This is a genomic window from Acinetobacter sp. CIP-A165 (assembly GCF_000367985.1).
GTDB lineage: Bacteria > Pseudomonadota > Gammaproteobacteria > Pseudomonadales > Moraxellaceae > Acinetobacter.
Genome location: NZ_KB849202.1, coordinates 1,465,765 through 1,487,645 on the forward strand (window position 1 = coordinate 1,465,765; position 21,881 = coordinate 1,487,645).

The 21,881-nt window shown below is 36.2% G+C and carries 27 protein-coding genes, 1 tRNA gene and 1 pseudogene; 16 read left to right on the forward strand and 13 right to left on the reverse strand.

Annotation, left to right across the window (positions count from 1 at the left end):
• Nucleotides 1-91: 91 nt before the first annotated feature.
• The 3 genes from F991_RS12430 to F991_RS12440 all read right to left on the reverse strand — a co-directional run bounded on the left by F991_RS12430 (nucleotide 92) and on the right by F991_RS12440 (nucleotide 2,400).
• A complete protein-coding gene (locus F991_RS12430) occupies nucleotides 92-721 on the reverse strand; it encodes a tetratricopeptide repeat protein (RefSeq protein ID WP_004671830.1) in 630 nt (209 codons plus the stop codon).
• Between the two features lie 204 nt (nucleotides 722-925).
• A complete protein-coding gene (locus F991_RS12435; RefSeq protein ID WP_228127774.1) occupies nucleotides 926-1,465 on the reverse strand; it encodes a tetratricopeptide repeat protein in 540 nt (179 codons plus the stop codon).
• 2 nt (nucleotides 1,466-1,467) lie between these two features.
• A complete protein-coding gene (locus F991_RS12440) occupies nucleotides 1,468-2,400 on the reverse strand; it encodes an IS5 family transposase (RefSeq protein ID WP_004671835.1) in 933 nt (310 codons plus the stop codon).
• Nucleotides 2,401-2,441: 41 nt separating this feature from the next.
• Here F991_RS12440 and F991_RS12445 point away from each other — a divergent pair, with 41 nt between their 5' ends.
• From F991_RS12445 to F991_RS17905, 5 genes are all read left to right on the forward strand, one after another.
• Entirely contained in the window at nucleotides 2,442-2,933 is a 492-nt protein-coding gene (locus F991_RS12445; protein ID WP_004671837.1) for a hypothetical protein, read from the forward strand.
• A gap of 93 nt (nucleotides 2,934-3,026) precedes the next feature.
• The gene (locus tag F991_RS12450) at nucleotides 3,027-3,293 is read left to right on the forward strand and encodes a helix-turn-helix transcriptional regulator (protein ID WP_004671838.1); all 267 of its coding nucleotides are present in this window, start codon (nucleotides 3,027-3,029) and stop codon (nucleotides 3,291-3,293) included.
• 407 nt (nucleotides 3,294-3,700) lie between these two features.
• Nucleotides 3,701-3,964 (forward strand): type II toxin-antitoxin system Phd/YefM family antitoxin, encoded by a 264-nt coding sequence (locus tag F991_RS12455; RefSeq protein WP_004671839.1) that lies wholly within the window; start codon nucleotides 3,701-3,703, stop codon nucleotides 3,962-3,964.
• Complete coding sequence (locus F991_RS12460) at nucleotides 3,948-4,211, forward strand: Txe/YoeB family addiction module toxin (protein WP_004671840.1); 264 nt, start codon at nucleotides 3,948-3,950, stop codon at nucleotides 4,209-4,211. Before F991_RS12455 ends, F991_RS12460 begins: the two co-directional genes overlap by 17 nt.
• Nucleotides 4,204-4,332, forward strand: coding sequence for a hypothetical protein (locus F991_RS17905; protein ID WP_265588198.1), 129 nt, complete (start codon nucleotides 4,204-4,206; stop codon nucleotides 4,330-4,332). The genes F991_RS12460 and F991_RS17905 overlap by 8 nt, the downstream gene beginning before the upstream one ends.
• Before the next feature lie 47 nt (nucleotides 4,333-4,379).
• Here the strand turns inward: F991_RS17905 and F991_RS12465 are convergent, their stop codons facing one another.
• The 5 genes from F991_RS12465 to F991_RS12485 all read right to left on the reverse strand — a co-directional run bounded on the left by F991_RS12465 (nucleotide 4,380) and on the right by F991_RS12485 (nucleotide 9,672).
• Complete coding sequence (locus F991_RS12465; RefSeq protein WP_004671841.1) at nucleotides 4,380-4,802, reverse strand: hypothetical protein; 423 nt, start codon at nucleotides 4,800-4,802, stop codon at nucleotides 4,380-4,382.
• Nucleotides 4,803-4,827: 25 nt separating this feature from the next.
• On the reverse strand, nucleotides 4,828-6,036 hold the full coding sequence (locus tag F991_RS12470; RefSeq protein WP_004671842.1) for a tyrosine-type recombinase/integrase: 1,209 nt from the start codon (nucleotides 6,034-6,036) through the stop codon (nucleotides 4,828-4,830).
• 169 nt (nucleotides 6,037-6,205) lie between these two features.
• A tRNA-Ser gene (locus F991_RS12475) sits at nucleotides 6,206-6,296 on the reverse strand.
• Nucleotides 6,297-6,382: 86 nt separating this feature from the next.
• The gene (locus F991_RS12480; RefSeq protein ID WP_004671844.1) at nucleotides 6,383-8,413 is read right to left on the reverse strand and encodes an NADPH-dependent 2,4-dienoyl-CoA reductase; all 2,031 of its coding nucleotides are present in this window, start codon (nucleotides 8,411-8,413) and stop codon (nucleotides 6,383-6,385) included.
• Between the two features lie 359 nt (nucleotides 8,414-8,772).
• The gene (locus tag F991_RS12485) at nucleotides 8,773-9,672 is read right to left on the reverse strand and encodes a DMT family transporter (RefSeq protein WP_004671845.1); all 900 of its coding nucleotides are present in this window, start codon (nucleotides 9,670-9,672) and stop codon (nucleotides 8,773-8,775) included.
• 262 nt (nucleotides 9,673-9,934) lie between these two features.
• On the opposite strand from F991_RS12485, the gene F991_RS12490 reads away from it, so the two are divergent.
• From F991_RS12490 to F991_RS12505, 4 genes are all read left to right on the forward strand, one after another.
• Nucleotides 9,935-10,786: a LysR family transcriptional regulator gene (locus F991_RS12490; protein ID WP_004671848.1), complete on the forward strand. Its 852-nt coding sequence runs from the start codon at nucleotides 9,935-9,937 to the stop codon at nucleotides 10,784-10,786.
• A gap of 28 nt (nucleotides 10,787-10,814) precedes the next feature.
• Nucleotides 10,815-11,204: a hypothetical protein gene (locus F991_RS12495; protein WP_004671850.1), complete on the forward strand. Its 390-nt coding sequence runs from the start codon at nucleotides 10,815-10,817 to the stop codon at nucleotides 11,202-11,204.
• A 232-nt stretch (nucleotides 11,205-11,436) separates the two neighbouring features.
• Nucleotides 11,437-12,801, forward strand: a complete 1,365-nt coding sequence (gene argG / locus F991_RS12500; protein WP_171063446.1) for an argininosuccinate synthase — start codon at nucleotides 11,437-11,439, stop codon at nucleotides 12,799-12,801.
• 195 nt (nucleotides 12,802-12,996) lie between these two features.
• Nucleotides 12,997-13,680 (forward strand): pirin family protein, encoded by a 684-nt coding sequence (locus F991_RS12505; RefSeq protein WP_004671854.1) that lies wholly within the window; start codon nucleotides 12,997-12,999, stop codon nucleotides 13,678-13,680.
• A gap of 535 nt (nucleotides 13,681-14,215) precedes the next feature.
• Here the strand turns inward: F991_RS12505 and F991_RS12510 are convergent.
• Entirely contained in the window at nucleotides 14,216-15,001 is a 786-nt protein-coding gene (locus tag F991_RS12510) for a BRO-N domain-containing protein (protein ID WP_034595569.1), read from the reverse strand.
• Nucleotides 15,002-15,145: 144 nt separating this feature from the next.
• Between F991_RS12510 and F991_RS12515 the strand changes: the two genes are divergently transcribed.
• From F991_RS12515 to F991_RS12540, 5 genes and pseudogenes are all read left to right on the forward strand, one after another.
• Complete coding sequence (locus F991_RS12515; protein ID WP_004671859.1) at nucleotides 15,146-15,373, forward strand: Arc family DNA-binding protein; 228 nt, start codon at nucleotides 15,146-15,148, stop codon at nucleotides 15,371-15,373.
• Between the two features lie 76 nt (nucleotides 15,374-15,449).
• Nucleotides 15,450-16,883 (forward strand): AAA family ATPase, encoded by a 1,434-nt coding sequence (locus F991_RS16865; RefSeq protein WP_051064208.1) that lies wholly within the window; start codon nucleotides 15,450-15,452, stop codon nucleotides 16,881-16,883.
• Nucleotides 16,884-16,955: 72 nt separating this feature from the next.
• Nucleotides 16,956-17,360, forward strand: coding sequence for a transposase family protein (locus F991_RS12525; RefSeq protein WP_000669095.1), 405 nt, complete (start codon nucleotides 16,956-16,958; stop codon nucleotides 17,358-17,360).
• Between the two features lie 37 nt (nucleotides 17,361-17,397).
• Nucleotides 17,398-17,790 (forward strand): annotated as a pseudogene (locus tag F991_RS17260) (transposase family protein); the annotation flags it as partial.
• 90 nt (nucleotides 17,791-17,880) lie between these two features.
• Nucleotides 17,881-18,624 (forward strand): hypothetical protein, encoded by a 744-nt coding sequence (locus tag F991_RS12540; RefSeq protein ID WP_004671861.1) that lies wholly within the window; start codon nucleotides 17,881-17,883, stop codon nucleotides 18,622-18,624.
• A gap of 53 nt (nucleotides 18,625-18,677) precedes the next feature.
• Here the strand turns inward: F991_RS12540 and F991_RS12545 are convergent, their stop codons facing one another.
• Nucleotides 18,678-19,337 carry a hypothetical protein gene (locus F991_RS12545; RefSeq protein ID WP_004671862.1) on the reverse strand — a complete coding sequence of 220 codons (660 nt, stop codon included), beginning with the start codon at nucleotides 19,335-19,337 and terminating at the stop codon, nucleotides 18,678-18,680.
• Nucleotides 19,338-19,425: 88 nt separating this feature from the next.
• On the opposite strand from F991_RS12545, the gene F991_RS12550 reads away from it, so the two are divergent.
• The gene (locus tag F991_RS12550; RefSeq protein ID WP_004671863.1) at nucleotides 19,426-19,674 is read left to right on the forward strand and encodes a CPCC family cysteine-rich protein; all 249 of its coding nucleotides are present in this window, start codon (nucleotides 19,426-19,428) and stop codon (nucleotides 19,672-19,674) included.
• A 180-nt stretch (nucleotides 19,675-19,854) separates the two neighbouring features.
• Nucleotides 19,855-20,088, forward strand: coding sequence for a hypothetical protein (locus F991_RS12555; protein ID WP_004671864.1), 234 nt, complete (start codon nucleotides 19,855-19,857; stop codon nucleotides 20,086-20,088).
• Between the two features lie 160 nt (nucleotides 20,089-20,248).
• On the opposite strand, the gene F991_RS12560 is transcribed toward F991_RS12555, so the two are convergent.
• The 3 genes from F991_RS12560 to F991_RS12570 form a co-directional block, all read right to left on the reverse strand.
• Nucleotides 20,249-20,791 (reverse strand): glycoside hydrolase family 108 protein, encoded by a 543-nt coding sequence (locus tag F991_RS12560; RefSeq protein WP_004671865.1) that lies wholly within the window; start codon nucleotides 20,789-20,791, stop codon nucleotides 20,249-20,251.
• Nucleotides 20,792-21,056: 265 nt separating this feature from the next.
• Entirely contained in the window at nucleotides 21,057-21,251 is a 195-nt protein-coding gene (locus F991_RS12565; RefSeq protein WP_004671866.1) for a hypothetical protein, read from the reverse strand.
• Between the two features lie 186 nt (nucleotides 21,252-21,437).
• Complete coding sequence (locus tag F991_RS12570) at nucleotides 21,438-21,833, reverse strand: hypothetical protein (protein WP_004671867.1); 396 nt, start codon at nucleotides 21,831-21,833, stop codon at nucleotides 21,438-21,440.
• Between the last annotated feature and the right edge of the window lie 48 nt (nucleotides 21,834-21,881).

Here is a 21,881-nt window from a genome sequence, read left to right on the forward strand (position 1 = left end):
CAAGTCAATGAGATCCATGCACGTGTGGCAGTCCTTAACAGATTTACGGAATTAGGTCGACCACTTACCCAAGTTACGCCTTAAATTTGGCTCAATTAGGGGCGCTTTGCATTTCAAATCTTTGTGCAACAAAGCCGTCTTGTTTAACAACCACACCTTCGCAATATATCAACCCTAACTCAAATAGGGAAAGAGCATCATTTTTTTCGGCTGCTCTTTTTAAATAATTTAACCCTTCTTCAACATTTCCTTCTTCAATATAAATAGAGCCTATAGAGCCCATTGCATCAACATCATTCAACTTAGCAGCTTTAAGATAATATTTTTTTGCATTTTCTATACTTTTTTTAACTCCAGTTCCAGTATAGTACTTAAAACTAGCATTATACATAGCGGAGACATTTCCATTATCTGCCGATTTTTTTGTCCACTCAAATGATTTTTTAGCATCATAAGTTCCACTCAGCGCTTTAAAATAAATATCAGCCAATATTAGTTGAGCATCACTATTACCCTCTTTTGCCAAATTTTCATAAATAGGTTCGAGTCTTTTATAATATTCTTTCTTTTCATCTGAGTTTGATAGCGCAGCTTCTGCTTGTGATCTTAACTGCTCAGCTTGTTCAAATGTCATATTTAAATCAGATGATGCATTTGAAGCATTACAAGCAGTAATACATATACTTACAGCGAGACTCACCAATAATTTCTTTTTCAGCATTCTTATGCAATCTCTTAAAATTTCATTTTGAATGACTAATATCTCTCAAAACACTTATTTGATAATTAAACAAGTAATTTAACTAATCTCATCGGATCTCTCATTAGGTTAGACCATTAGCATATTTATCAACAGGCTAAAAAGCCCCAAGCTATATAGAATACGCTTCATAGGGGCAAAGTCAGTTTGAGTAAATAGACCAAACTACTTATCATTCTCCATAAGAAGTTTTATATCATCTGGTATTGATGCATCTGGTATTTCATTATTCTTTATTTGACGTAAATAATTTTTAGCAATTTCTTCATTATTACTTGCAGCAAGTGTTAGCCACTTTTCCGCTTTTACCAAATCTTGAGTTACTCCATTAGTTCCAAAAAAATAGGCTGTGCCTAAATTCAGCTGAGCAAGCGAATATCCTTTTGATGCAGCTAACTCCGACCAATAAATGAATTTCTCTCCACTTTTTGGTACTCCATCACCAAATGCATATAATCCAGCCAATTCATTTTGGGCAATTACATCCCCACTTTCAGCAGACGTTTCTAAAAGTTTTAAATAATTTTCCTTATCGCCAGCTTCAGAATATTTCTGTATTTTTTGATATGAATCTTGCTCCGTTGATGTAATCTTTTCTGAATCAGGAAGTGTATTCGTTGATGTACCATTACTACAACCACTTACCATCAATAGGGGCTTTGTTGCACAAAGATTTGAAATGCAAAGCGCCCCTAATTGAGCCAAATTTAAGGCGTAACTTGGGTAAGTGGGCGACCTAATTCCGTAAATCTGTTAAGGACTGCTACACGTGCATGGATCTCATTCACTTGGCTATCAAAACTCCTTGCACTGAGTTTATCTCCTAATAATTTGATGCAATGCATCTTAGTTTCAACCAAACTTCGCCGATGATAGCCTGACCATTTTTTCCATAGTGTCCTGCCTAAACGTTTAATTGTTCGAAGTAATTCATTTCGCTCTAGCGAGCTACTCTTTGTATCTTTCCATGGTTTCGCATTTTTTCTAGGTGGAATCACCGCATGCGCTTGCCGATCTGCAATGACCTGACGGCATTGCTTGGTGTCATAAGCTCCATCGGTATAAACAGAGTTAATCTGCTCATCTTGTGGAATCTGATTAAGTAAATCACCAAGCACCTGTGAATCACTGACATTATTGGTTGTAAGCTGAACTGCTCGTATTTGTAGGGTTTTAGCATCTATACCAATATGAAGTTTACGCCATTGGCGACGATATTCAGGTCTATGTTTCTTGCGTTTCCATTCGCCCTCACCTAGAAACTTCATGCCTGTAGAGTCCATGAGTAGATGCAGCCCATCGCTACTTTTTTGGTAGCTGATTACAATATCAATATGCTTTTGTCTTCTACAAAGCGTACTGTAATCTGGTGCGGTCCAATTTAATCCGCAAAGTTTAATCAGACTTTGCACAAAGCCAGTGACCATACGTAAAGATAGACGGAATAAGGATTTAATCATTAAGCAGCATTGGATGGCTGCGTCGGAGTAGGTTTGATTTCGCCCTTGTTTGCCTTTTGATGGAGCATACCATTGCGTAGCAGGATCAAACCAAAGGGCAATATTTCCGCGATTAATGAGTGCTCGGTTATATGCGGGCCAATTGGTTGTGCGGTAGATTTTGTGTGTAGGCTTCTTCATTTGAAAATTATATCGCTGAAAAAGCCTTTACAGATAGGTTTGTGCAACAAAGCCTGTTTGAACTACAATCCCTTGTATTAAAAATTGACATAAACCAACCCACTCTATCTGAATATTCAAAAGATTATCTCTTATTTGATCATAATCTTTCAGAAATCATAAAGATCGTCAAAAGCACACAAGAGCAAAGCAATGTCATAGCTGTATTTTCTAAATGGGAAGCAGTTACGGCAACTCGTATTCATCTTCGCTTAATCTTTATGGTTAAAAAAGAATTTTCTGATACAAGACCTCTTGAACAGTTAGAATTATATGTGTCCTTGCAGCACTTGATTGATCCCACAGGTATTATCCAAACAACTTGGTCAAATTTGCCAGAGTTTTTAGGCGGACCGGAATATCACTGCAATGAGTTTAATTTTGGAAAGCGTCTTGAAATTCTTGAATCTTATCTTGTTAGTACTGATTTATATTGTCGCATTGTGGATGAAAAACCTTCATTTGAGGTGCAATTTCTTCAAAATTCCAAATGAATTGAGGAGTATCTAGCGTATATGTTAATCGCTAGTTACTCCACGAACCAGATTGATGATTGTGAGCATATGAAATGAAGTGAGATTTCGAAAATGATCGAAAAATACTATCGAGTGAAAGATTTAGTAAATTACCCTGAACGCCCTGCTAAAGATTATGTGGATCGTAGTGGTCGTCGCCGAAGACTTTCACATAAACCCGCAAGCACTGGCTTATTAAATATCGCAGAATCGACTTTTTGGAAAATGATTCGTCGTGGTGACTTCCCGGAACCGACATACTTAACCGCAAGTATGCCAACTTGGAAAGAAAGTCAGATTAAACAGTGGCTTGAACAAAAAGGGAAACAAGTCGCATAAGTATAACCAGCCTATCATCGATAGGCTGGTTTTTTATATAGACACTTAAAGTGTAGATTCCATAAGAAATTGCTATCTTAATTACAGTGTTTTCTCCCATCAGTATATTATGTACAAAATATTGTCTGTACAGAATATTGACACTTAAATAAAAGAGACTTATAGTTAGTATGCTTAGTCGCAATTGTAAGAGTAATAAGCTAACTAGTGTCTACCTAAGTATCTAAATTTAATGCCCAGAAGTGAATGACAAAAATACAGCCAGCCATAGTGTCCAAATGTAATGATCAATGTATCTAAAGAAGTGACCAAAATAGTGCTAAATGAAATGTCAAAATATAGTGGCGAATATCCTACAGATCGTAATTAATGACTTGTAATGCTTGAGTAATAGGAAAATTAAGACTATGCAAATTTTCACTTATACCGATGCTCGCAATAATCTGAAAACGGTTTTAGATCGTGTTATTGATGATTCAGATGTTGCAGTAATTACGAGGAAAGAAGGTCAACATGCCGTTGTAATGGGACAAGACTATTACAACAGTATAATGGAAACATTATACCTCATGTCTTCTCCAAGTAACGCAGCACACCTAGCGAAATCAATTGCAGAATTACGGGCATCTAAAGCAATCGAAAGAGAACTTTTAGATGAAACGGAAGACTAGTTTTACTCCAACAGCTTGGGAAGATTATGTGTACTGGCAAAGCCAAGACAAAAAAACGCTTAAGCGCATCAATACATTAATCAAAGAATGTTTACGTACTCCATTTGAAGGTATTGGTAAGCCAGAACCATTGCTTGGTGATTTAGCAGGTTTTTGGAGCAGGCGAATAGATGAGAAAAATAGATTAGTCTATGAAGTAACTGATGTGGCAATCACAATAATTTCTTGTCGTTATCACTATGAATAAAAGACAAGCCCTGACTGAATGTTGGGGCTTCTATCATTTACTACATAGCCCACTTTACAGCAACACGCTTACTTGGGCTGAAAGTCAAATTACTGCTTGGCATGAGCGTAAAGCAGCGTAATTTAAAAAGCAACTTGTGATAAACCAAATTACTTTATTCTCTTTATTTCAAGTATTACCCTTTATATAAATTTTGAGAAAAACATATACCGCATAACATAATGCCCCTAAAAAAAAGCACATATATTGCCCTAGACGCTTTCTTTCATTACTTTTAACAAGCTCTCTTAATTGCCCACCTAGTGGAAGTTTCCTAGTAGGATTTTGAAAAGCCTCAATATATCGACGGTTAAGATCATATCGCTCGGCTTGATTATATAAGTATAATGAACCACAAATAAAACTTAGCCCAAGTAAAACTAAGGCTGCCATCGGAAAGTAAATTAGACTACTCCAATATTCTTCTTTAATTTGAGTTAAAATATAACCAATTGAAGCAGTCGTAGCAGTTAATACCATAAATGCAGTTTTTTCTAGCGTATCAGCATTAAGTTTATGCAGATCACGAATCGCTTGAGCATCTTCTGACATATATATTTCCAAAACCTAATTACGGTTAATTATCAAGTAAAGACTCCAAATAGTCAGCCCATTCCTGCATCATTTCTCGACGGTTATTCAGAAACTTAGTTCGGTTGTAGGCTGTACCATTATTGTCTTTGACCTTATGTGCCAGTTGATGCTCAATAAAGTCCACACGCTGCTCTAGAATCTCATCTAGCATAGTGCGAGCAGTTGCCCTAAAGCCATGTGCCGTTTGCTCACCACCGTAACCTAGACGCTTTAAAGCTGAATTGATGGTATTGTCAGAAATAATGGTTTTGCCATCTCGACCAACAAAAATATGTTCCCTGTAAGGATGCAAATCAATGATGGATTCTATTAGATCAAAAGCCTGATCTGACAAAGGTACAATATGAAGTTGCTTAGTCTTGCTTGCGGTAAATTTGAAGCACCTCTCCTCACGATAGAAATACTCTTTTTTCAATTTACGAATCTCTCCTGGTCTTTGAAAGGTCAGTACAGAGATTTTTAACGCAACTTGGGTGGTCAGTAGGCAGCGTGGATAAAGTTTGGAATAGTTCCAGATTTTATTCAGCATAGGCGCTAGATCTTGCTCTTCTGTCACCGCAGCAAAATTCCCACCCTGTGGCTTTGGTAATTCAATATCCTCAATGGGATTATACTGAATCAGCTTTTTCTTACGCGCTGACTTAAAGATTTGGTTAAGGTCTGATTTAAGGCGCTTGGCAACTGACAAGGCACCACGCTCAATGATTCGTTTAAATACCTTAGCCTCTAGTATCTCTAATGTGAGTTGTGGAAAAGTTAAATCACCAATATAAGGATAGGCATCATGTTTTAAGCGACGAATTGTTTCTTCATCTTGCTTTTGTTCTAACTCACGTTTATACAACCATGCTTGTGTAACAATACGAAAAGTATTTTCGGCTTCTTTTTGTTTTTGAGATTTGGTTTCAATCCGCTCCATTGCTGGATCAATACCCTGCTTGATGAGTTTCTTATATTCATCACGAATAGTGCGAGCATCGTCTAACGAAACTTCTGGGTAAGTACCTAAAGATAAATCATTACGCTTACCTAAGAATGGACGTGTGTAATTGAATATCCAGTATTTGCTACCGCCCTGATCAATACGCAGATAAAGATTTCCACCATCTGACAGCTTATACATCTTATCAGGGTCAGGTTTGGCTTTTTTAACTTGTAAAGCACTAAGCTTATTGATTCCACGAGTTGCCATAGTTCACACATAAAAAAAATGCAGTAAGAAATAATCTTACTGCATTTTTTACTACTTTATAACACCCGATTGGCGTAGTGCGTCACGGCTTGTCATATTGTATATTTCTAACTTTAAACTTATAAATCATAAACTTATATAGTGTTAAACAGTGTCAGAAACTTGAATTTGGCGGAAGCGGTGAGATTCGAACTCACGGAGGGGTATAAGCCCTCGTCGGTTTTCAAGACCGGTGCATTAAACCGCTCTGCCACGCTTCCATGTGCGTAAGAATACAAAGCTTGTTTGCTTTATTCAAGGAATATTTAACTACAATGTATTCAAATGCATATTGTTTCATCAATTGTTAAAGTCGAGCAGCCAACTCTGCGCCATCACGAATCGCACGCTTGGCATCAAGTTCAGCAGCTAACTTAGCACCACCGATAATATGGTAGTTTGCAAAAGTCTGTTCACCCTCTTTAGGCATTAAATCTTTTACCGACTCTTGCCCTGCACAAACCACAATCGTATCAACACGTAATAGCTGATCGTGTCCGTTATGCTCAACCCATAAACCTTCATCCGTTACGGCTTTATATTGCACGCCACGAAGCATGCGCACAGCATGTTTTTTCAATTGTGCACGATGTACCCAACCTGAGGTTTTGCCTAAACCAATACCAAGGGGGGTAGTCTTACGTTGCAATAAAAAGATTTGACGTACAGGCATCTCAACTTCTGGACGCTGCATACCACCTTCAGAAATATAATTCGGGTTTGGATCAACACCCCATTCCCGCTGCCAATCTGCAAGCGGTTGTGGCTGAGGTTGATGTGCTGGTTTTAATAAAAACTCTGATACGTCAAAACCGATGCCCCCCGCACCAATCACTGCAACTTTATGACCGACTTCTGCCCCTCTTAATACTTCTGCATAAGATAGAACTTGTGGAGCGCTACTACCTTGGATTTTTAAAGCGCGAGGAACAACACCCGTTGCCACAATCACTTCATCAAAACCTTCACGCTCTAGTTGTTCACGACTGACTTGGCTATTCAAACGTAAATCAACGCCTGTTTGTTTGAGCTGTACTTTAAAATAACGAATGGTTTCGTGAAATTCTTCCTTACCCGGAACAACTTTAGCCAAATTAAACTGACCGCCGACATCGTTATTTGCTTCAAACAAAGTTACTGCATGTCCACGACTGGCTGCAACAGTTGCCGCTGACATCCCCGCAACACCACCACCAACAACTGCGATACGTTTTGGTTTTTGAGTTTTGATATAGACCAGCTCTGTTTCAAAAGCAGCACGAGGATTGACTAAACAGGTTGCACGTTGATTTTTAAAAGTATGATCTAAACATGCTTGGTTACATGCAATACAGGTATTAATTTCATCAACACGATTGGTCGCGGTTTTATTGACCCAATACGCATCCGCTAAAAATGGACGTGCCATTTGCACCATATCGGCTTTACCAGAAGCGATAATATCTTCTGCGACATCTGGCATATTGATACGGTTTGACGCGATCACGGGAATAGAAACGTGCTGTTTAACAAATGCGGTATAATCCACAAATGCGGCACGAGGAACAGAAGTCACAATGGTCGGAATACGTGCTTCATGCCAACCAATCCCCGTATTTAATAAAGTAACACCAGCTTTCTCTAATGCTTTCGCAACTAGAATAACCTCTTGCATGGTATTACCGTCATGTACTAAATCCAGTAGAGATAGACGGAAAGCAATAATGAATTTTTCACCAACTTTTGCACGAATTGATTTAACAATTTCCACCGCAAAACGCATACGATTTTCAATATCACCACCCCAACGATCAGTACGTTGGTTGACATGACGACTTAAAAATTGATTCAGTAAATATCCTTCCGAACCCATAATTTCAACGCCATCATAGCCTGCTTTCTTCGCTAAACTGGCACAACGCGCATAATCATCAATGGTATCTAAAATATTTTTATTGCTCATTCCACGCGGTTTAAACGGTGAAATGGGTGATTTCACAGAACTTGAAGACACTACAAAAGGCTGATAACCATAACGACCCGAATGCAAAATTTGCATTAAAATTTTAGCACCATGCTTATGTACGGCATGCGTTACCAGACGATGATGCGGAATATCGACTAAGCTATTCATGGTACCACCAGCAGGTAACAACCAACCTTGACGGTTTGGAGAAATACCACCTGTGATGATTAAGCCAACACCACCCTTCGCTCTTTCTTCAAAATAAGCAGCAAGTTTAGGGTAGTTAAAGAAACGATCTTCCAAACCTGTGTGCATAGAGCCCATCACCACACGGTTCTTAATGGTGGTAAAGCCTAAATGTAATGGTTTTAAAATATTTGCATAGCTAGTCATGGTATTCCTTCTCTATTTTTTGGCTTTGCAACTTGTTGCATAGTACTTTAATACTTTTTTTGCATTTTGGGATGACTCTTTTTCATATTTTCGGTGTTGAAAGTGTCAATTTTGCATGAGTATCTCAACAATTTTTATTTAAATAACAAAGCAGAATAATGATTTACAAATAGACTTCTTTCATAAATACCTTTTTGATTATCGCTATGGGAGAAACATAAAGAGATGTAAGTCATTATGAATGGGATCTCATGCATACAATGCTTATGCAATCCTTTGAATAAATTAAAATAAAAATCAGCCATGTACAACATAACTGATTTTTTTGATAAAAAGTCGAAGGACTATATACAGGTCAATTAAGTAATGGCACGATTTTTCGATATTTTGATTTTCAAAGCACTGATAAAAATTCCTAAGCAAATAAACGCCGCGCCAATTAAAATATTGACTGTTAATGGTTCATGCCAAACTAAATAGCCAAATAACAAACTTAAGATTGGAATACACATAATTGAAATTGAAGCAATAAAAGTATCGACCTGACTCACAATCCAATTCCATAACACAAAGGCAAAACCTGTCCCAATCACTGCGATATAGAAAAGCATCGACTCATTCAAAGGATTCAGCCAAACTTTAAAATCAATCGGTTCAAAGATTAAAGCGCCTATCAAAATCGCGCTGCCACCCATCAATAATTGCCAAATGGTCAGTTTTATTTTGTCATAAGTGGCAAAATTCTTTTTGATATAGACCGTTGCCATAGCCCAAAAAAAACCAGAGCCAATTAAAAGTACTTGCCCCATCAAGGATACATTCATGTGTAAATGATGGAGTTGTGGCCAAAGTATCGCGATCAGCCCCAAACTGCCGAACACTAATCCCAAAATTTTCTGAGCATTTAAACGTTCATTTAAAAAATAATGCGCTAAAACCCCAATAAAAATTGGCATGGTAAAAACCAGAACAGCAGATAAACCAGAGTCAACAAATTGCATCGCAAAAGTCTGTGTCGCATAGAATCCGAAACAAATCAATAAACTTGAAATGATCAATGACCTCCATTCCCCCTGTTTCGGCAAAATCGATTTTCTGAGAATGAATTGCAACACCATTAATGTCAAAGCAGCAAGAATCAATCGCGTAGAAATAAATAAGAATGGCGGGAAGACCAGTAAGCTATGTTTAACCAGTCCCCACAACGATCCCCAAACCAGACACAGTAACGCGATTGCGCTGATGACTCTAATATTCACGAGTTCTACTCAACAGATAGAAAGTGTGACCAGTTTAAATAATAAATGACATCATGAATAATGCTATGTTTTAATACATACATCATTTTTTATGATGTCACTTTGAAAAATGATTATGTCCATTTTTTGGAAATAGAGTTCTTTCATAAGCATTCAACCCCGCTGTGTATTTCTTCCATCTGGAGAATGAGCAACGATTGAAGTTCCGCAAGGGATTTATGCAAGCGCTCTAATGAATGAATTGTAATATTGAGGATAGAGCGTGAATATTGACATTAACGATATCAGATCATTTGTCACCGTTGCTGAACTGAAAAGCATTACGGCAGCGGCAAATAAGCTTAATTATTTACAATCCAATATGACCGCTAAAATTAAAAAAATTGAAAATCATTATAAACGGCAGCTGTTTATTCGTAAGCCCAAAGGTGTGGAGTTGACTGAGTCTGGAATGAATTTATATGCTCAATATAAAAAAATGATTTTCACTTGGGAAGAAACTGAAAATAAACTGTATCAGCAAGAAAACTGCTTACGTTTCGGCACCAATACCAGCTTAGGTGGCATGCGATTTTATCCCTCTTTTAGTCAGCTCTATTCAGCCTATCCTGACCTTTCAATCACCATGAAAACAGGTGCTACGGGTTTTATTGAAGATGAAATTTTACGAGGAAATCTTGATATTGCTTATGTACTCGGTCACCCCACACAAAAAAGCCTTCAATACATTCAGAAAGCCGATGATCAACTTGTGATCATTGGTAAAAATGTCATCAATCACGATAATCTTGAGGATTGCCTCAATCATCAGAATATTCTGCTTGCTTCAGAGGAATGTTGTTATGCCACCACACTGAATAATATTTATGCAGACTATCAACTCAGCAAAGGTGAGTTAACTCATATTTATGACCATGAAGCTTTAGTTCATTTTAGCCAATTGGGTATGGGCGTCTCGATGATTGCCAAATCTCTAATTAAAAAATTTAATATCCAATATTATATGGAAACACCTGAACCCTATCGGAATATTGGTTTATATTTGATCGCTCGTCATGATCATGTATTCACCCCGATTGAAAAACAATTGATCGGCTTGAATGATTCACTTTAAGTTAGGTCGATGATTTCGAGAAATCAAAATGCATATTAAACCTAAACTTTTATTCCACGGTTCATCTCAACATCTTGAACGACTGCAACCCACTCAAGCAGTGGGCGATGGACTAAAAGATAATGCTTTTGGTATATATGCAATCGAAAATAAATTGATCGCTCAGTTATTCTCAATTCAATATATCAGCCTAGCTAAAGACGCTAGATTCGCGATTAAGCTTGAGAATGATCAAGTGTTCGTGGAACTAGATCGGTGTACTGTCAATTGGGAGCGTGTGGGTTATGTCTATACCCTGCCGTCTGATCACTTTGTTAAAATTGATGATCTGCAATGGCTATCGACAAAAAGTGTGGTGCCACTGAAGATTGAACAAATTAATCCTTTCGATTTTAAAAAATACATACGCCAGTTGTAAAAATGAAAATATCTGTCCTCACATCCAATGGATATCGCATTTTTTAGCGATCTGATTTGCTTGGTGTGGGTTACTTGAAAATTGCGATTAAGATTAAAGCAATGTAACCTCTAAAAAGGTTTAAATTTTCCTTAAGATCAACTCGATTTTACAAAACCATGACGCACGAAAAGTGTTACAATAGTTCCGATTTTTGATTATCCAAGACCACCTGTTCGGGGTCTTATTTATAATGTTAGGACAAGCAATGACTGATAATGCAACTATCTTGCAGCACGTACCTGTAGGCAAAAAAGTTGGGATTGCCTTCTCTGGTGGTCTCGATACTTCAGCGGCTTTATTGTGGATGAAACAGAAAGGCTCAGAGCCTTATGCTTATACCGCAAACTTAGGTCAACCTGATGAAGATGACTATGATGCGATTCCAAAAAAAGCAGAAGCTTATGGTGCAGTCAAAGCTCGATTAATCGATTGTCGTTTACAACTTGCCTTAGAAGGTATTGCTGCGATTCAATGTGGTGCATTCCACATTAGCACTGGCGGTGTTCCTTATTTCAATACCACGCCTTTAGGTCGTGCAGTGACAGGTACGATGCTTGTAACTGCAATGAAAGAAGATGACGTCAACATTTGGGGTGATGGCTCTACTTATAAAGGTAACGATATTGAACGTTTCTATCGTTATGGTTTGTTGACCAACCCAGATTTGAAAATTTATAAGCCTTGGTTAGACCAAAACTTTATTGATGAGTTAGGCGGCCGTGCCGAAATGTCGCAATTCTTAATCGACAACGGCTTTGACTATAAGATGTCGAAAGAAAAAGCTTACTCAACTGATTCAAACATGTTGGGTGCGACGCACGAAGCTAAAGATTTAGAATATCTCGATGCTGGTATTAAAATCGTTGATCCAATCATGGGCGTAGCGTTCTGGAAAGATGATGTCGAAGTTCTGCCAGAACAAGTGAGCGTGACTTTTGAAGCGGGTACTCCTGTTGCTTTGAATGGCAAACGTATTGATGATCCTGTTGAGCTTATTTTAGAAGCCAACCGTATCGGTGGTCGTCATGGTCTAGGTATGTCTGACCAAATTGAAAACCGTATCATCGAAGCAAAATCTCGTGGCATCTATGAAGCACCGGGCATGGCGTTATTACACATCGCTTACGAGCGTTTAGTGACGGGCATTCATAACGAAGACACCATCGAACAATACCGTATTAATGGTTTACGTTTAGGTCGTTTATTGTACCAAGGACGTTGGTTTGACTCGCAAGCACTGATGTTACGTGAAACAGCTCAACGTTGGGTTGCAAAAGTAATTACAGGTACTGTGACTTTAGAATTGCGTCGTGGTAATGACTACACCATTATGAACACTGAATCTCCTAACCTCACTTATGAAGCTGAGCGTTTAACCATGGAGAAAGGTGATTCTATGTTTACGCCGATGGATCGTATTGGTCAGTTAACGATGCGTAACCTAGATATTACCGATACTCGCGCTAAACTCGGTCTTTATACAGAAACAGGTTTACTTGCTGTGGCGCAAGGTTCAGGTTCTGCGATTCCTCAACTTGAGAATAAATCAAAATAAGTGATTGATAAATAATTTTATCTTACTTGAAAAGGCTGAATAATTCATTCAGCCTTTTTTATTCACCATAAGAAAGATACATAAAACAAAATCATTCTATTTATAGAACAATATGTCGCATTAAAACACTATTAAGCATCATTATGAATCGATAATATGATGTTTAAGCAAAACATAATAATTTGGAGATGAAAGATGAATGCTTATCTACATCGTAGTGAAAACCGTGGCCATGTCAAAGCAGGCTGGTTAGATACTTATCATAGTTTTTCATTTGGTAGCTGGTATGACCCTAAATATATGGGCGTCAGTGCGCTACGTGTGATTAATGACGATACGGTTGCCGCACATAATGGTTTTGGTACCCACCCCCATGACAATATGGAAATCCTAACCTGTGTACTTGATGGTACGATTTCACATAAAGACAGCATGGGAAATGAAGGACAAATCAATGCTGGTGAATGGCAGTTAATGAGTGCGGGTACAGGTGTGACCCATAGTGAAATGAATAAGCATGATAAAGCCGTGCATTTATTACAGATTTGGATTCAACCCAATGTGCAAGATGCTGAGCCAACTTATCAGCAAATTTTGCTCAATCCTAAAGATCATCCAAACCAATGGCATTTAATTGCTGGCGATGAATCTGCACCCATGTTGATTCGTCAAGATGCTGAAGTGAAAACTGCGGTGATTGAAAAAGATCAACATTTAGAGATTGCAGCACAGAAGAAAGTAAATTATGTGCATGTGATTTCGGGTGAAGTAATGATTGCTGATCATTTGGTTAAAGCGGGCGATGCTTTGCTGTTTGATGAAACTGCAACTGTTACCGCACTACAAGACAGCCAAATGATTTGGTTTGATTTACCATAACCCACTATAAGTTGTAGACATTAAAAAAGCCCGATTTACGGGCTTTTCTACAACCTTGAACATTTTTAAAAAAGATCAGAATCGTTTCGTTCGTTGTTAGCTGTTATATACGGGTTTATCATATCTTTGTTCATTTAGGCAAGATCGCTCTTGAATCCCAAATAGTATATGACTTCCGTATTGTTTAAATTATCACCATTTTTAATTCGGGTCAAGGGGTTTGGAATATCACTGACATTCTAAAAAAGCTAAGCAATAAAAAGATTGATAAGATTTGACTTATCAGTCTTTTTTAAATCTTGGTAGGTATATCCAGACTCGAACTGGAGACCTCTACGATGTCAAGATTGCGTCAAAAGCGATCTAATCAATTGAATATTAATAAAATAATGCTCTTTTTTCACCTAAAATTCAGGTCAAAAACTGCTTACCTAACTTCAATAAAATCAGTCATTTAGAAATTCATTCCCCGAAAGTTTTTCGAGCACTTTTTAATCAAACACGAAAGTTTTCACTATAAAATTCGGGGATAAAATTACAGTAATCTTAACCTTTCATTTATGGTTAAATTCCATTGATGAGCATCCAACTTTCTGCGTAATGCTGCTTTCTCAGATTCATCTACATAACCCCAAGCGACGAATGAACCATCTATGAAATAGTCGTGTACGGATGAGGCAATATTCGGGTTAATTTTACGGATAGCATCACCGTACTCCTTCCACCACTGGCGACACCAAATCATGCAATGTGCTAAAGCAATCGTATTCATGTCTGCCGTTCTATGTTCTCTAAAGCTAAATAAAGCAATCAGATGATGGACGTATTCAACCGCTACAGGGATCTGATCAAGTGAGATCTCATCTATGCCTTTCACACTAAAACGTTGGTGAATGAGTTTGTAGGCATCAGAAAAGTTAAGATGTTTTGACTTTGCCACAAGCATATTCACAGCATCGTTTAAAACCACACGTTCCGTTTTATGGTTCTTGGTTTTAGGCTGTACTTCCCTATCCAGAATGTCTAAAACCCATTTTCGGAATTCTTTTGCGACTGCTGTCTTTGCAAACATAGCAATCAAATGACATCCACGTAATGAAAAAACTCTAACTTCTCGCTGTTGACCCTGCAACGTCATTTTGACGTTACGGGACATATGGTAGGAGAACTCATCTAAATTACGCTCGTATATTTTGTTTACTGCATCATCTCTCGCATATCCTAAAGCTTGACCAAGCTCACGAGAAGTAATCCATGCTTGCTGATCACACTCTACAATATTAAAAGTTGTTTCATCGAAAGTTAGTGCTAAACTAGCCATATCAATATCCTCATAGGTATTGGTAAGTGCCCCGCGATCCGCCAAGATTCTTCGGGGCATTTTTCTAAATAATGTCCACTGGACATATTGCAAATATATATGTCCACTTGATACTATGTCAACAGAATTTATTAGGACGATGTCATGGGTAAACATTTAGGTGTTGCTTATAATTTGCGTTTACAGCAAGAACTAAAAGATAAAATTGCAGAATCAGCCAAAGAGTTGAATCGCTCTATGAATGCGGACATTGTAGCGAGGCTGGAAGATAGCTTTGAGCAAAAGTTTGGATTTTTAGAAAGTGTGCCTACTGAGGAGCTTATGAAAGAGTTAGCGAAACGATTAAACGGGTTTAGCATAGTCGTAGATTAGTCTTACGAAATTATATTTTCTATTCAATAGATATATGTAAACATTATTTAAAATTATTTTTTAACGGGGCTTTATTTTGATTATTGGTATTTTTTTGCGTCATATAAAAACATATAAAGGAATTACATTTATCCCTCTTAGTGATGGAAGTAGTTTTTGTGGTATGGTTGGTGAAAATGGTATAGGAAAAAGTGCTGTTTTAGAATCATTAGAAACTTTTTTCCACAATAGTGAATGGAATATAAATAATGAGCATATTGCTAAAACAAAATCCAATATTCCCTATATTATTCCAATTTTTTTAATTGAAAAAGATAAATTAAAACTCTCATCAGATGAGAAAATTTTTATAGAAAAAATTGACTCTACTTTACGTAACAAAAGTACTACTGATATACCTTCAAAATCAATAGAGGTTGGCCAATTTGCCATTAATCATATTCAAGCAGTTATTAATAACTTAGATGATGAATCTAATTATTATTTTGTTGCCTTAGGTTTAAATAGCGATACATCGAAAAGCTTTGGAATTTTTAATAAAATTATTACTAATCAATTTTATGAGTCAAGCTCTTTAGAAGCGGATAAGGATTTTTCAGATACACAACCAAATAAAACTAAAGTTAGTGAAAATTTAAAAACTGAAGGTAATTTAGAAGAAGTAGATGAAGACCATTTAGAAGATGAAGACCATTTAGAAGATGAAGACCATTTAGAAGATGAAGACCATTTAGAAGATGAAGACCATTTAGAAGATGAAGACCATTTAGAAGATGAAGACCATTTAGAAGATGAAGAAGAGTTTAAGGATAATGATTCAGAAAACGAGGATAGTTCATTATCTAATAAAATATTAAAAAGCAATGTATTAGCTAAATTATTTAAAAAAATTATAGATCTTTATGATTATATCTATATACCTAAAGAATTAAGTGCTGAAGAGTTTACAAAATTACATAATCGTGAATTTGAAATTTTAATGGGTAAAACTTTTAATCAGTCGCTAAAAAGCTTTATTGATAAAAAGGTGGTAGATGATATTAATGGAAAACTTGAGAGTTTAATTTCAGATGTAACAAAGGATTTGGAACAATATACTTATAAGTCTCTACATACACGACAACAAAATCTAAAAACCACTGATGTTCATAAATTAATTACAGATGCATACTTTGGTAAAAGAGTAATTCATCTTCAAGTTGATAATAAAAAACCAATCCCTATCACCAAACTTAGTTCTGGAGAAAAGCAGAAAGCCATATTAAATATTGCCAGTACACTTTTAAATAAAAATGGTTCAAATCTTAAAGGTAAGTATGTAATATTTGCTTTTGATGAACCAGAATCGTCTTTACACATTTCTGCTTGTTTTGATATTTTTCAACAATTACATAAAACCAGTACATATTGCAATCAAGTAATTTTCACAACACACTGGTATGGCTATTTACCTGCAATTTTAGATGGTTGCACTGTTATTATTTCCAAAGATATTAGACTTCCGTCATAAATCAAAAAACGTACAATTTATTTGATCTTAAATTAATCAGCAAAATTATTTAATTCAAGAGATAATCCTTGGATGAAATTCAAAGATATTCAAAAATTATCAAACGTTAAGTTTCGTAGGCTTACCGGTGTTAGTTGGGCTACATTTAACCTCATGTTGGCCGAGCTAAATAAGCATTTACCTCGTCATATTGGTAAAGGACGACCGCATAAATTACCGTTGGAAGATCGTTTGCTCTTATGTATAGAATATTGGAGAGAATATCGAACATTTTTCCATCTTGGTATGAGTTACGGTGTATCTGAAACGAGTGCAATTCGTATCACACGTGTTATTGAAGATACCTTAATCCGTTCTGGAAAATTCAACTTGCCAAAACAACTTCCTAATCGAGATGAAGTGGATTGGGAAGTTGTTGTGATTGATGCCACTGAAATATTAGTTCAACGTCCAAAAAAAACAGAAGAAATGGTATAGCGGTAAAAAAAAGCGACATACCTTTAAATTTCAGCTATCTATGCACTATATAACAGGTGAAATACTGAGTGTATGTGGAAGTCATGGAAGCATGCATGATTTTAAAATATTTAAAAAAAGCATGAGGAAATTAAAATTTAAGCCCTTTTTTATCGTTGATAAGGGTTATTTAGGGATAAAGAAATTGGGTTTTGGATGCCTCATGCCATCTAAAGCAAAGAAAACTGAAAAACTAGATTCTGAATTAAAAAAGTTAAATAAAGAGATTGGTCGTAGACGAATTCAAGTAGAGCATGTATTTGGAAGGATGAAATGTTTTAAGATTTTATCTTGTGTATATAGAAATCGTCGTAAAAGATTAAACCTGCGGTTTAATTTACTTGCTGGCATATACAATTTAGATTGGGTGAAAGATAAACAATTAAATTGATTGAAAAATGATTTATGAAGGAAGTCTATTAATAGAGATCATCAGTTTGATTTTATTAATCTTTACAAATATAGAGAAGAAACTAAACAGTTGAGAAAACAATCTACTAAAGAAAAGCAGCTCCCTACTAGTATTCAGCTGAAAAGTATTAATGATTTAGTACAGTCTATTGTATGCGGAAGTATGTCAGACAATCCATTAAATTGGATAATATGTGAAGGGTCTTCAGAAAAAATTTATTTATCTTATTTTTTAAAAGACATTATTGAAAAGTATAATTTAAGAATTCTACCAATGGGTGGGCAACCAGAATTATTAAAACTTTACAGGCACTTATCAATTGCATTTAAAGATTTTGATGCAGAATTATCTGGAAAAGTATTTATGTTTTGTGATACGGATGAAATACCTAGAGATACGTTTCCTAAAGAAACGGAACATAAAAAACTAAAACTTACGCGTCTAATTAATAATGAAAATACAATGAAAACAGAATTAGTTCATATGAATAATAATATATCCTCATCAAAATCTGAACTTGAGAATGTTTTAAATGCAAAAACTTTTATTAAAACATTAGAAAATTTTAAGGATAATTACCCAGATGAACTAGTTGATTTAATCCCAGAAAACTATGCAAAATTTGAAAGTGGTAAATTTCTTCCCTCTCAGTGGGCATTAAGACTTACCCCTATTGAGAGTAAAAAAATATGGAGTTTTTTTGATTTAACACCTACTATAAAAAATGAGTTTGCTTACCAATATCTTAAAAATATAGAAAACGATAACGATTTGCCTTGGATTGATGAAATAAAAAAATTTTTTACAAGTTAAATCATCTAGTAAAAGAAAGCGCCTTTAGGCGCTTTCTTTTACCAGTATTGAACTTATGCTGCAGCGTCAACTTCACTATCATTTTTTTCCTCACTGCTCTTTATCTTAAACGCAACTGTATAAAAGTCATGTAGAAAGATGCCACAGCTTGCATATTTTTCCGTATATCTTAGACATAAATATCCAACGACTAAAAATAACGCTGGAATTGCGATCATTAATACAATTACTAATGGCATACCTTTTCCATAAAAATCCACCATAATTTGAAAATATTTATTCATAATTACAAATGGAATTAATCCAATAGATACGCAAGCACAGTAACCTATAAAATTAAATATAAAATAAATCCAATGAGATTTTCGCTTAAGCCCTATTACTGTCCCATCATCATCTCTTTCAAGCTTCAACATCCCTCTACTCTTTACGAACTCCTTTACCCAAAAATCCGCGTCTTCGTAGTCAACGAAAAATTTAGCTTCGCTATAGGTAAGTGCATCATTATTGAAAAGTGATTTAGCTAATCTATCTTTGTACAAAGTTGAACGATTTTCTAATCCCTCAGCTTCGAACTCATCTGCTAACTTTAAGGCTTCAGCCTTACTTTCTTTGGTATGCTTTAAATGAGCTAATCTGTTATTTAAAATTGACAATAAGATCGGCACAACAAGAACAGCTAATACCCCACCAATTTTTAATAAAGTTTCCATATCTAAAAATGCTATTTTATATAATTAAGTTTAAGAGTTATCCATTTATTGGTTTTTCTGAGCTTTGTCAACTAAATAGGAAAATAAAATGCTCTATCCGTGTTTATGTTGTGGTTACTTAACCAGAGGTGAACCATCAAACGGCGACTATGACATTTGCTCTGTATGCTTTTGGGAGGATGATCCTGTACAAGCGGAACATCATGATTCGGCTGGAGGAGCAAATGTGCCTTCACTTAATCAAGCCCGTGAAAACTTTAAAAAATATGGCGCGATTGAAGAATGCTTTGTTAAGAATGTGAGAAAGCCGAGAGATGAGGAGATTCCAAAGAGCTAATCATTTGTGATTAGTTTTGATTTTATCTTTGCAATTACCGCAATTTCAAATAGGAGATAAACCATTAAATATTACATTTTTATGACAGGCAGTCCTTATAAAAATGTTTAAATTCATGTAGATATTCTACTTAATTTGCCCTATTCTTCAATGAACTCTTAAAAGTGAAGCATTTTTGAAATGAGTGAAACAAGTCTTCTAAATGAATTAAATGCAACTATTGAATACTATGTCAATAGAAATGGATACCAACCCACGCGGATTATTTTAGGATATAAAGCGTATTCAAGCCTTATGAAAGACAAGACCTTTGCAGATGAATTAAACAATTCTGCAGTTAATCCAAACAAACGCAAATATAAAAAAATAAAAATAAAAGTGACCAAAGATGACCATCAACTAGAACTTGAATGATCATAGATACAAATAAAGCCCTCACTAGAGGGCTTTGACACATATCCCAACATGAACATTGCTATTGATCGTATGGGCTGAACATCCTGACAGGAAGCACAAAACTAAAACGCTCACATTCAATGATGACCATGAGCGTTTACAGTGATGAACTACTTTATTATGCGATTCGATTGTTGATCCAGCCATAGAAGAATTGCTCCTGTGTAGGGTTACGTTCGCATATTTCGATATAGCGTTGACCTTGCATGATGTTGAGCACTCGAATTAAGACCTTTTCACCCTCTTTACCACGTTTGGCCATAAAGGTTTTCAGTGCATTCAAAGTGGCTGGTCCATAGATTCCATCAATTACTAAATCTGGCCATCCACCTTTACCTTGATTGTTTAAAAGATTTAAAGCACGTTGCAGTAATGGTTTGGCAAAGCCCGTCCCACAGTTGACACCTGTATCCAGTAACTCTTCAGCAACGGCGTTACTAATCAGATTGACTTGATCAAATCGTGGCGAGATCCAATACTGTTTCCGATAAATGCCTTTGGCCACATCCAATGGCAAATCTCGCATGTGACCTTTAAAGCCACTCGCACGTGCGACCACTTCAGTGATACCAAACTTGGTCGCTCCTCCTCGGTCAGCAGGATTATTTACATACCCACCTTCACGTTTAATCAATTCATTAAGATATTGTTCGATGTTCATTTTTACTTTCCTTTAGGCGTAAAAAAACCGACCTAGTAGGTCGGTAGATTTTAAAAATTGTTAATTAAAACTATAGAATGGCTACAAAAAACCCCTCAAGATTTAACTTGAGGGGTTTTTCTTATAATCAAAGTTTAATCGATATGATTACTTTTGATTTTTAAGTTTCTTTTTCAATTTAGCTAATTTGCCTTCGTGTTTAGAGATTTTCTTAAGGCGCGCTTTAATTTGTTTCTTAAGGGATTTTACTTGTTTAGCCACGATGTTACTCCTTGGTTTGTTTATCCGCTGACTGATTTTTTTTTATAAAACTACGGATATATTTTCTTAACTCTCTAGCTGCACTTGTGTCCAAGCTATCACATAAGTGAATAAACTCATCACGCTCAGCTATATTAATGCGAATTAAGAGTTGACCATCTTTCTTATTAACCTTAGTTTTTTTGGGTAACTCAGTCATATCGTTTTAATTCCCAAAAGGTAACAAGAAAATGTATATACAATGTATATGCCATATCAATGAATGTCAACACCCCTAGTCTTTCGATAAAGCTATTGGTTATTAGCAATAAGGTGTGTAAACCTTGCCACACTAACAGTTGAACAGAATAAACCTCCCGAAAAAATCAGTGCATTAGTGGAACTATTAAAAGTTATCTTTATAGTTTTTCATTTCTTTAGCTACATCAAAGATGGTTGCATCCTCTCTTGCATTGACATAGTTGAACGTCCAGCGAATGATGGCCCAAAATGGCAAACCTGCAGCAAAGAAAATGCCCCCTATTGCACATAGACCCGACCAAGTTAAAAGATAATCATGCAATTCGAAGTGCTGAATTAAGAATCCACCACCGGCAATACTCCCCACCACCGTAGTGATTAAACTCACGACCCATTCACTGCGTGTACGAGGCATTCGAGTCATAATGACAACCAAATAACCCAAAACCACAGCTATAGCCGCAATGGCCATCAAAACCCACATACCATAAACTTTAATTACAGTTGCAACCCCAACACCGCTACTCATTGGCTCTGCCATTTTTCATTTCTCCAGATGTAAAAAAACCGCCTTTTGGCGGCTATTGAT

Excerpts from the sequence above, each read along its gene's own strand:
- F991_RS12545 (WP_004671862.1), bottom strand. The coding sequence starts at position 19,337 with ATGGAAACTTTATTAAAAATTGGTGGGGTATTAGCTGTTCTTGTTGTG.
- F991_RS12465 (WP_004671841.1), bottom strand. The coding sequence starts at position 4,802 with ATGTCAGAAGATGCTCAAGCGATTCGTGATCTGCATAAACTTAATGCT.
- F991_RS12560 (WP_004671865.1), bottom strand. The coding sequence starts at position 20,791 with ATGAACATCGAACAATATCTTAATGAATTGATTAAACGTGAAGGTGGG.
- F991_RS12460 (WP_004671840.1), top strand. The coding sequence starts at position 3,948 with ATGAAACGGAAGACTAGTTTTACTCCAACAGCTTGGGAAGATTATGTG.
- F991_RS12515 (WP_004671859.1), top strand. The coding sequence starts at position 15,146 with ATGGGTAAACATTTAGGTGTTGCTTATAATTTGCGTTTACAGCAAGAA.
- F991_RS12430 (WP_004671830.1), bottom strand. The coding sequence starts at position 721 with ATGCTGAAAAAGAAATTATTGGTGAGTCTCGCTGTAAGTATATGTATT.
- argG (WP_171063446.1), top strand. The coding sequence starts at position 11,437 with ATGTTAGGACAAGCAATGACTGATAATGCAACTATCTTGCAGCACGTA.
- F991_RS12555 (WP_004671864.1), top strand. The coding sequence starts at position 19,855 with ATGAGTGAAACAAGTCTTCTAAATGAATTAAATGCAACTATTGAATAC.
- F991_RS12505 (WP_004671854.1), top strand. The coding sequence starts at position 12,997 with ATGAATGCTTATCTACATCGTAGTGAAAACCGTGGCCATGTCAAAGCA.
- F991_RS12550 (WP_004671863.1), top strand. The coding sequence starts at position 19,426 with ATGCTCTATCCGTGTTTATGTTGTGGTTACTTAACCAGAGGTGAACCA.
- F991_RS12525 (WP_000669095.1), top strand. The coding sequence starts at position 16,956 with ATGAAATTCAAAGATATTCAAAAATTATCAAACGTTAAGTTTCGTAGG.
- F991_RS12450 (WP_004671838.1), top strand. The coding sequence starts at position 3,027 with ATGATCGAAAAATACTATCGAGTGAAAGATTTAGTAAATTACCCTGAA.
- F991_RS12480 (WP_004671844.1), bottom strand. The coding sequence starts at position 8,413 with ATGACTAGCTATGCAAATATTTTAAAACCATTACATTTAGGCTTTACC.
- F991_RS12440 (WP_004671835.1), bottom strand. The coding sequence starts at position 2,400 with ATGAAGAAGCCTACACACAAAATCTACCGCACAACCAATTGGCCCGCA.
- F991_RS12510 (WP_034595569.1), bottom strand. The coding sequence starts at position 15,001 with ATGGCTAGTTTAGCACTAACTTTCGATGAAACAACTTTTAATATTGTA.
- F991_RS17905 (WP_265588198.1), top strand. The coding sequence starts at position 4,204 with ATGAATAAAAGACAAGCCCTGACTGAATGTTGGGGCTTCTATCATTTA.
- F991_RS12470 (WP_004671842.1), bottom strand. The coding sequence starts at position 6,036 with ATGGCAACTCGTGGAATCAATAAGCTTAGTGCTTTACAAGTTAAAAAA.
- F991_RS12455 (WP_004671839.1), top strand. The coding sequence starts at position 3,701 with ATGCAAATTTTCACTTATACCGATGCTCGCAATAATCTGAAAACGGTT.
- F991_RS12570 (WP_004671867.1), bottom strand. The coding sequence starts at position 21,833 with ATGGCAGAGCCAATGAGTAGCGGTGTTGGGGTTGCAACTGTAATTAAA.
- F991_RS12495 (WP_004671850.1), top strand. The coding sequence starts at position 10,815 with ATGCATATTAAACCTAAACTTTTATTCCACGGTTCATCTCAACATCTT.
- F991_RS12565 (WP_004671866.1), bottom strand. The coding sequence starts at position 21,251 with ATGACTGAGTTACCCAAAAAAACTAAGGTTAATAAGAAAGATGGTCAA.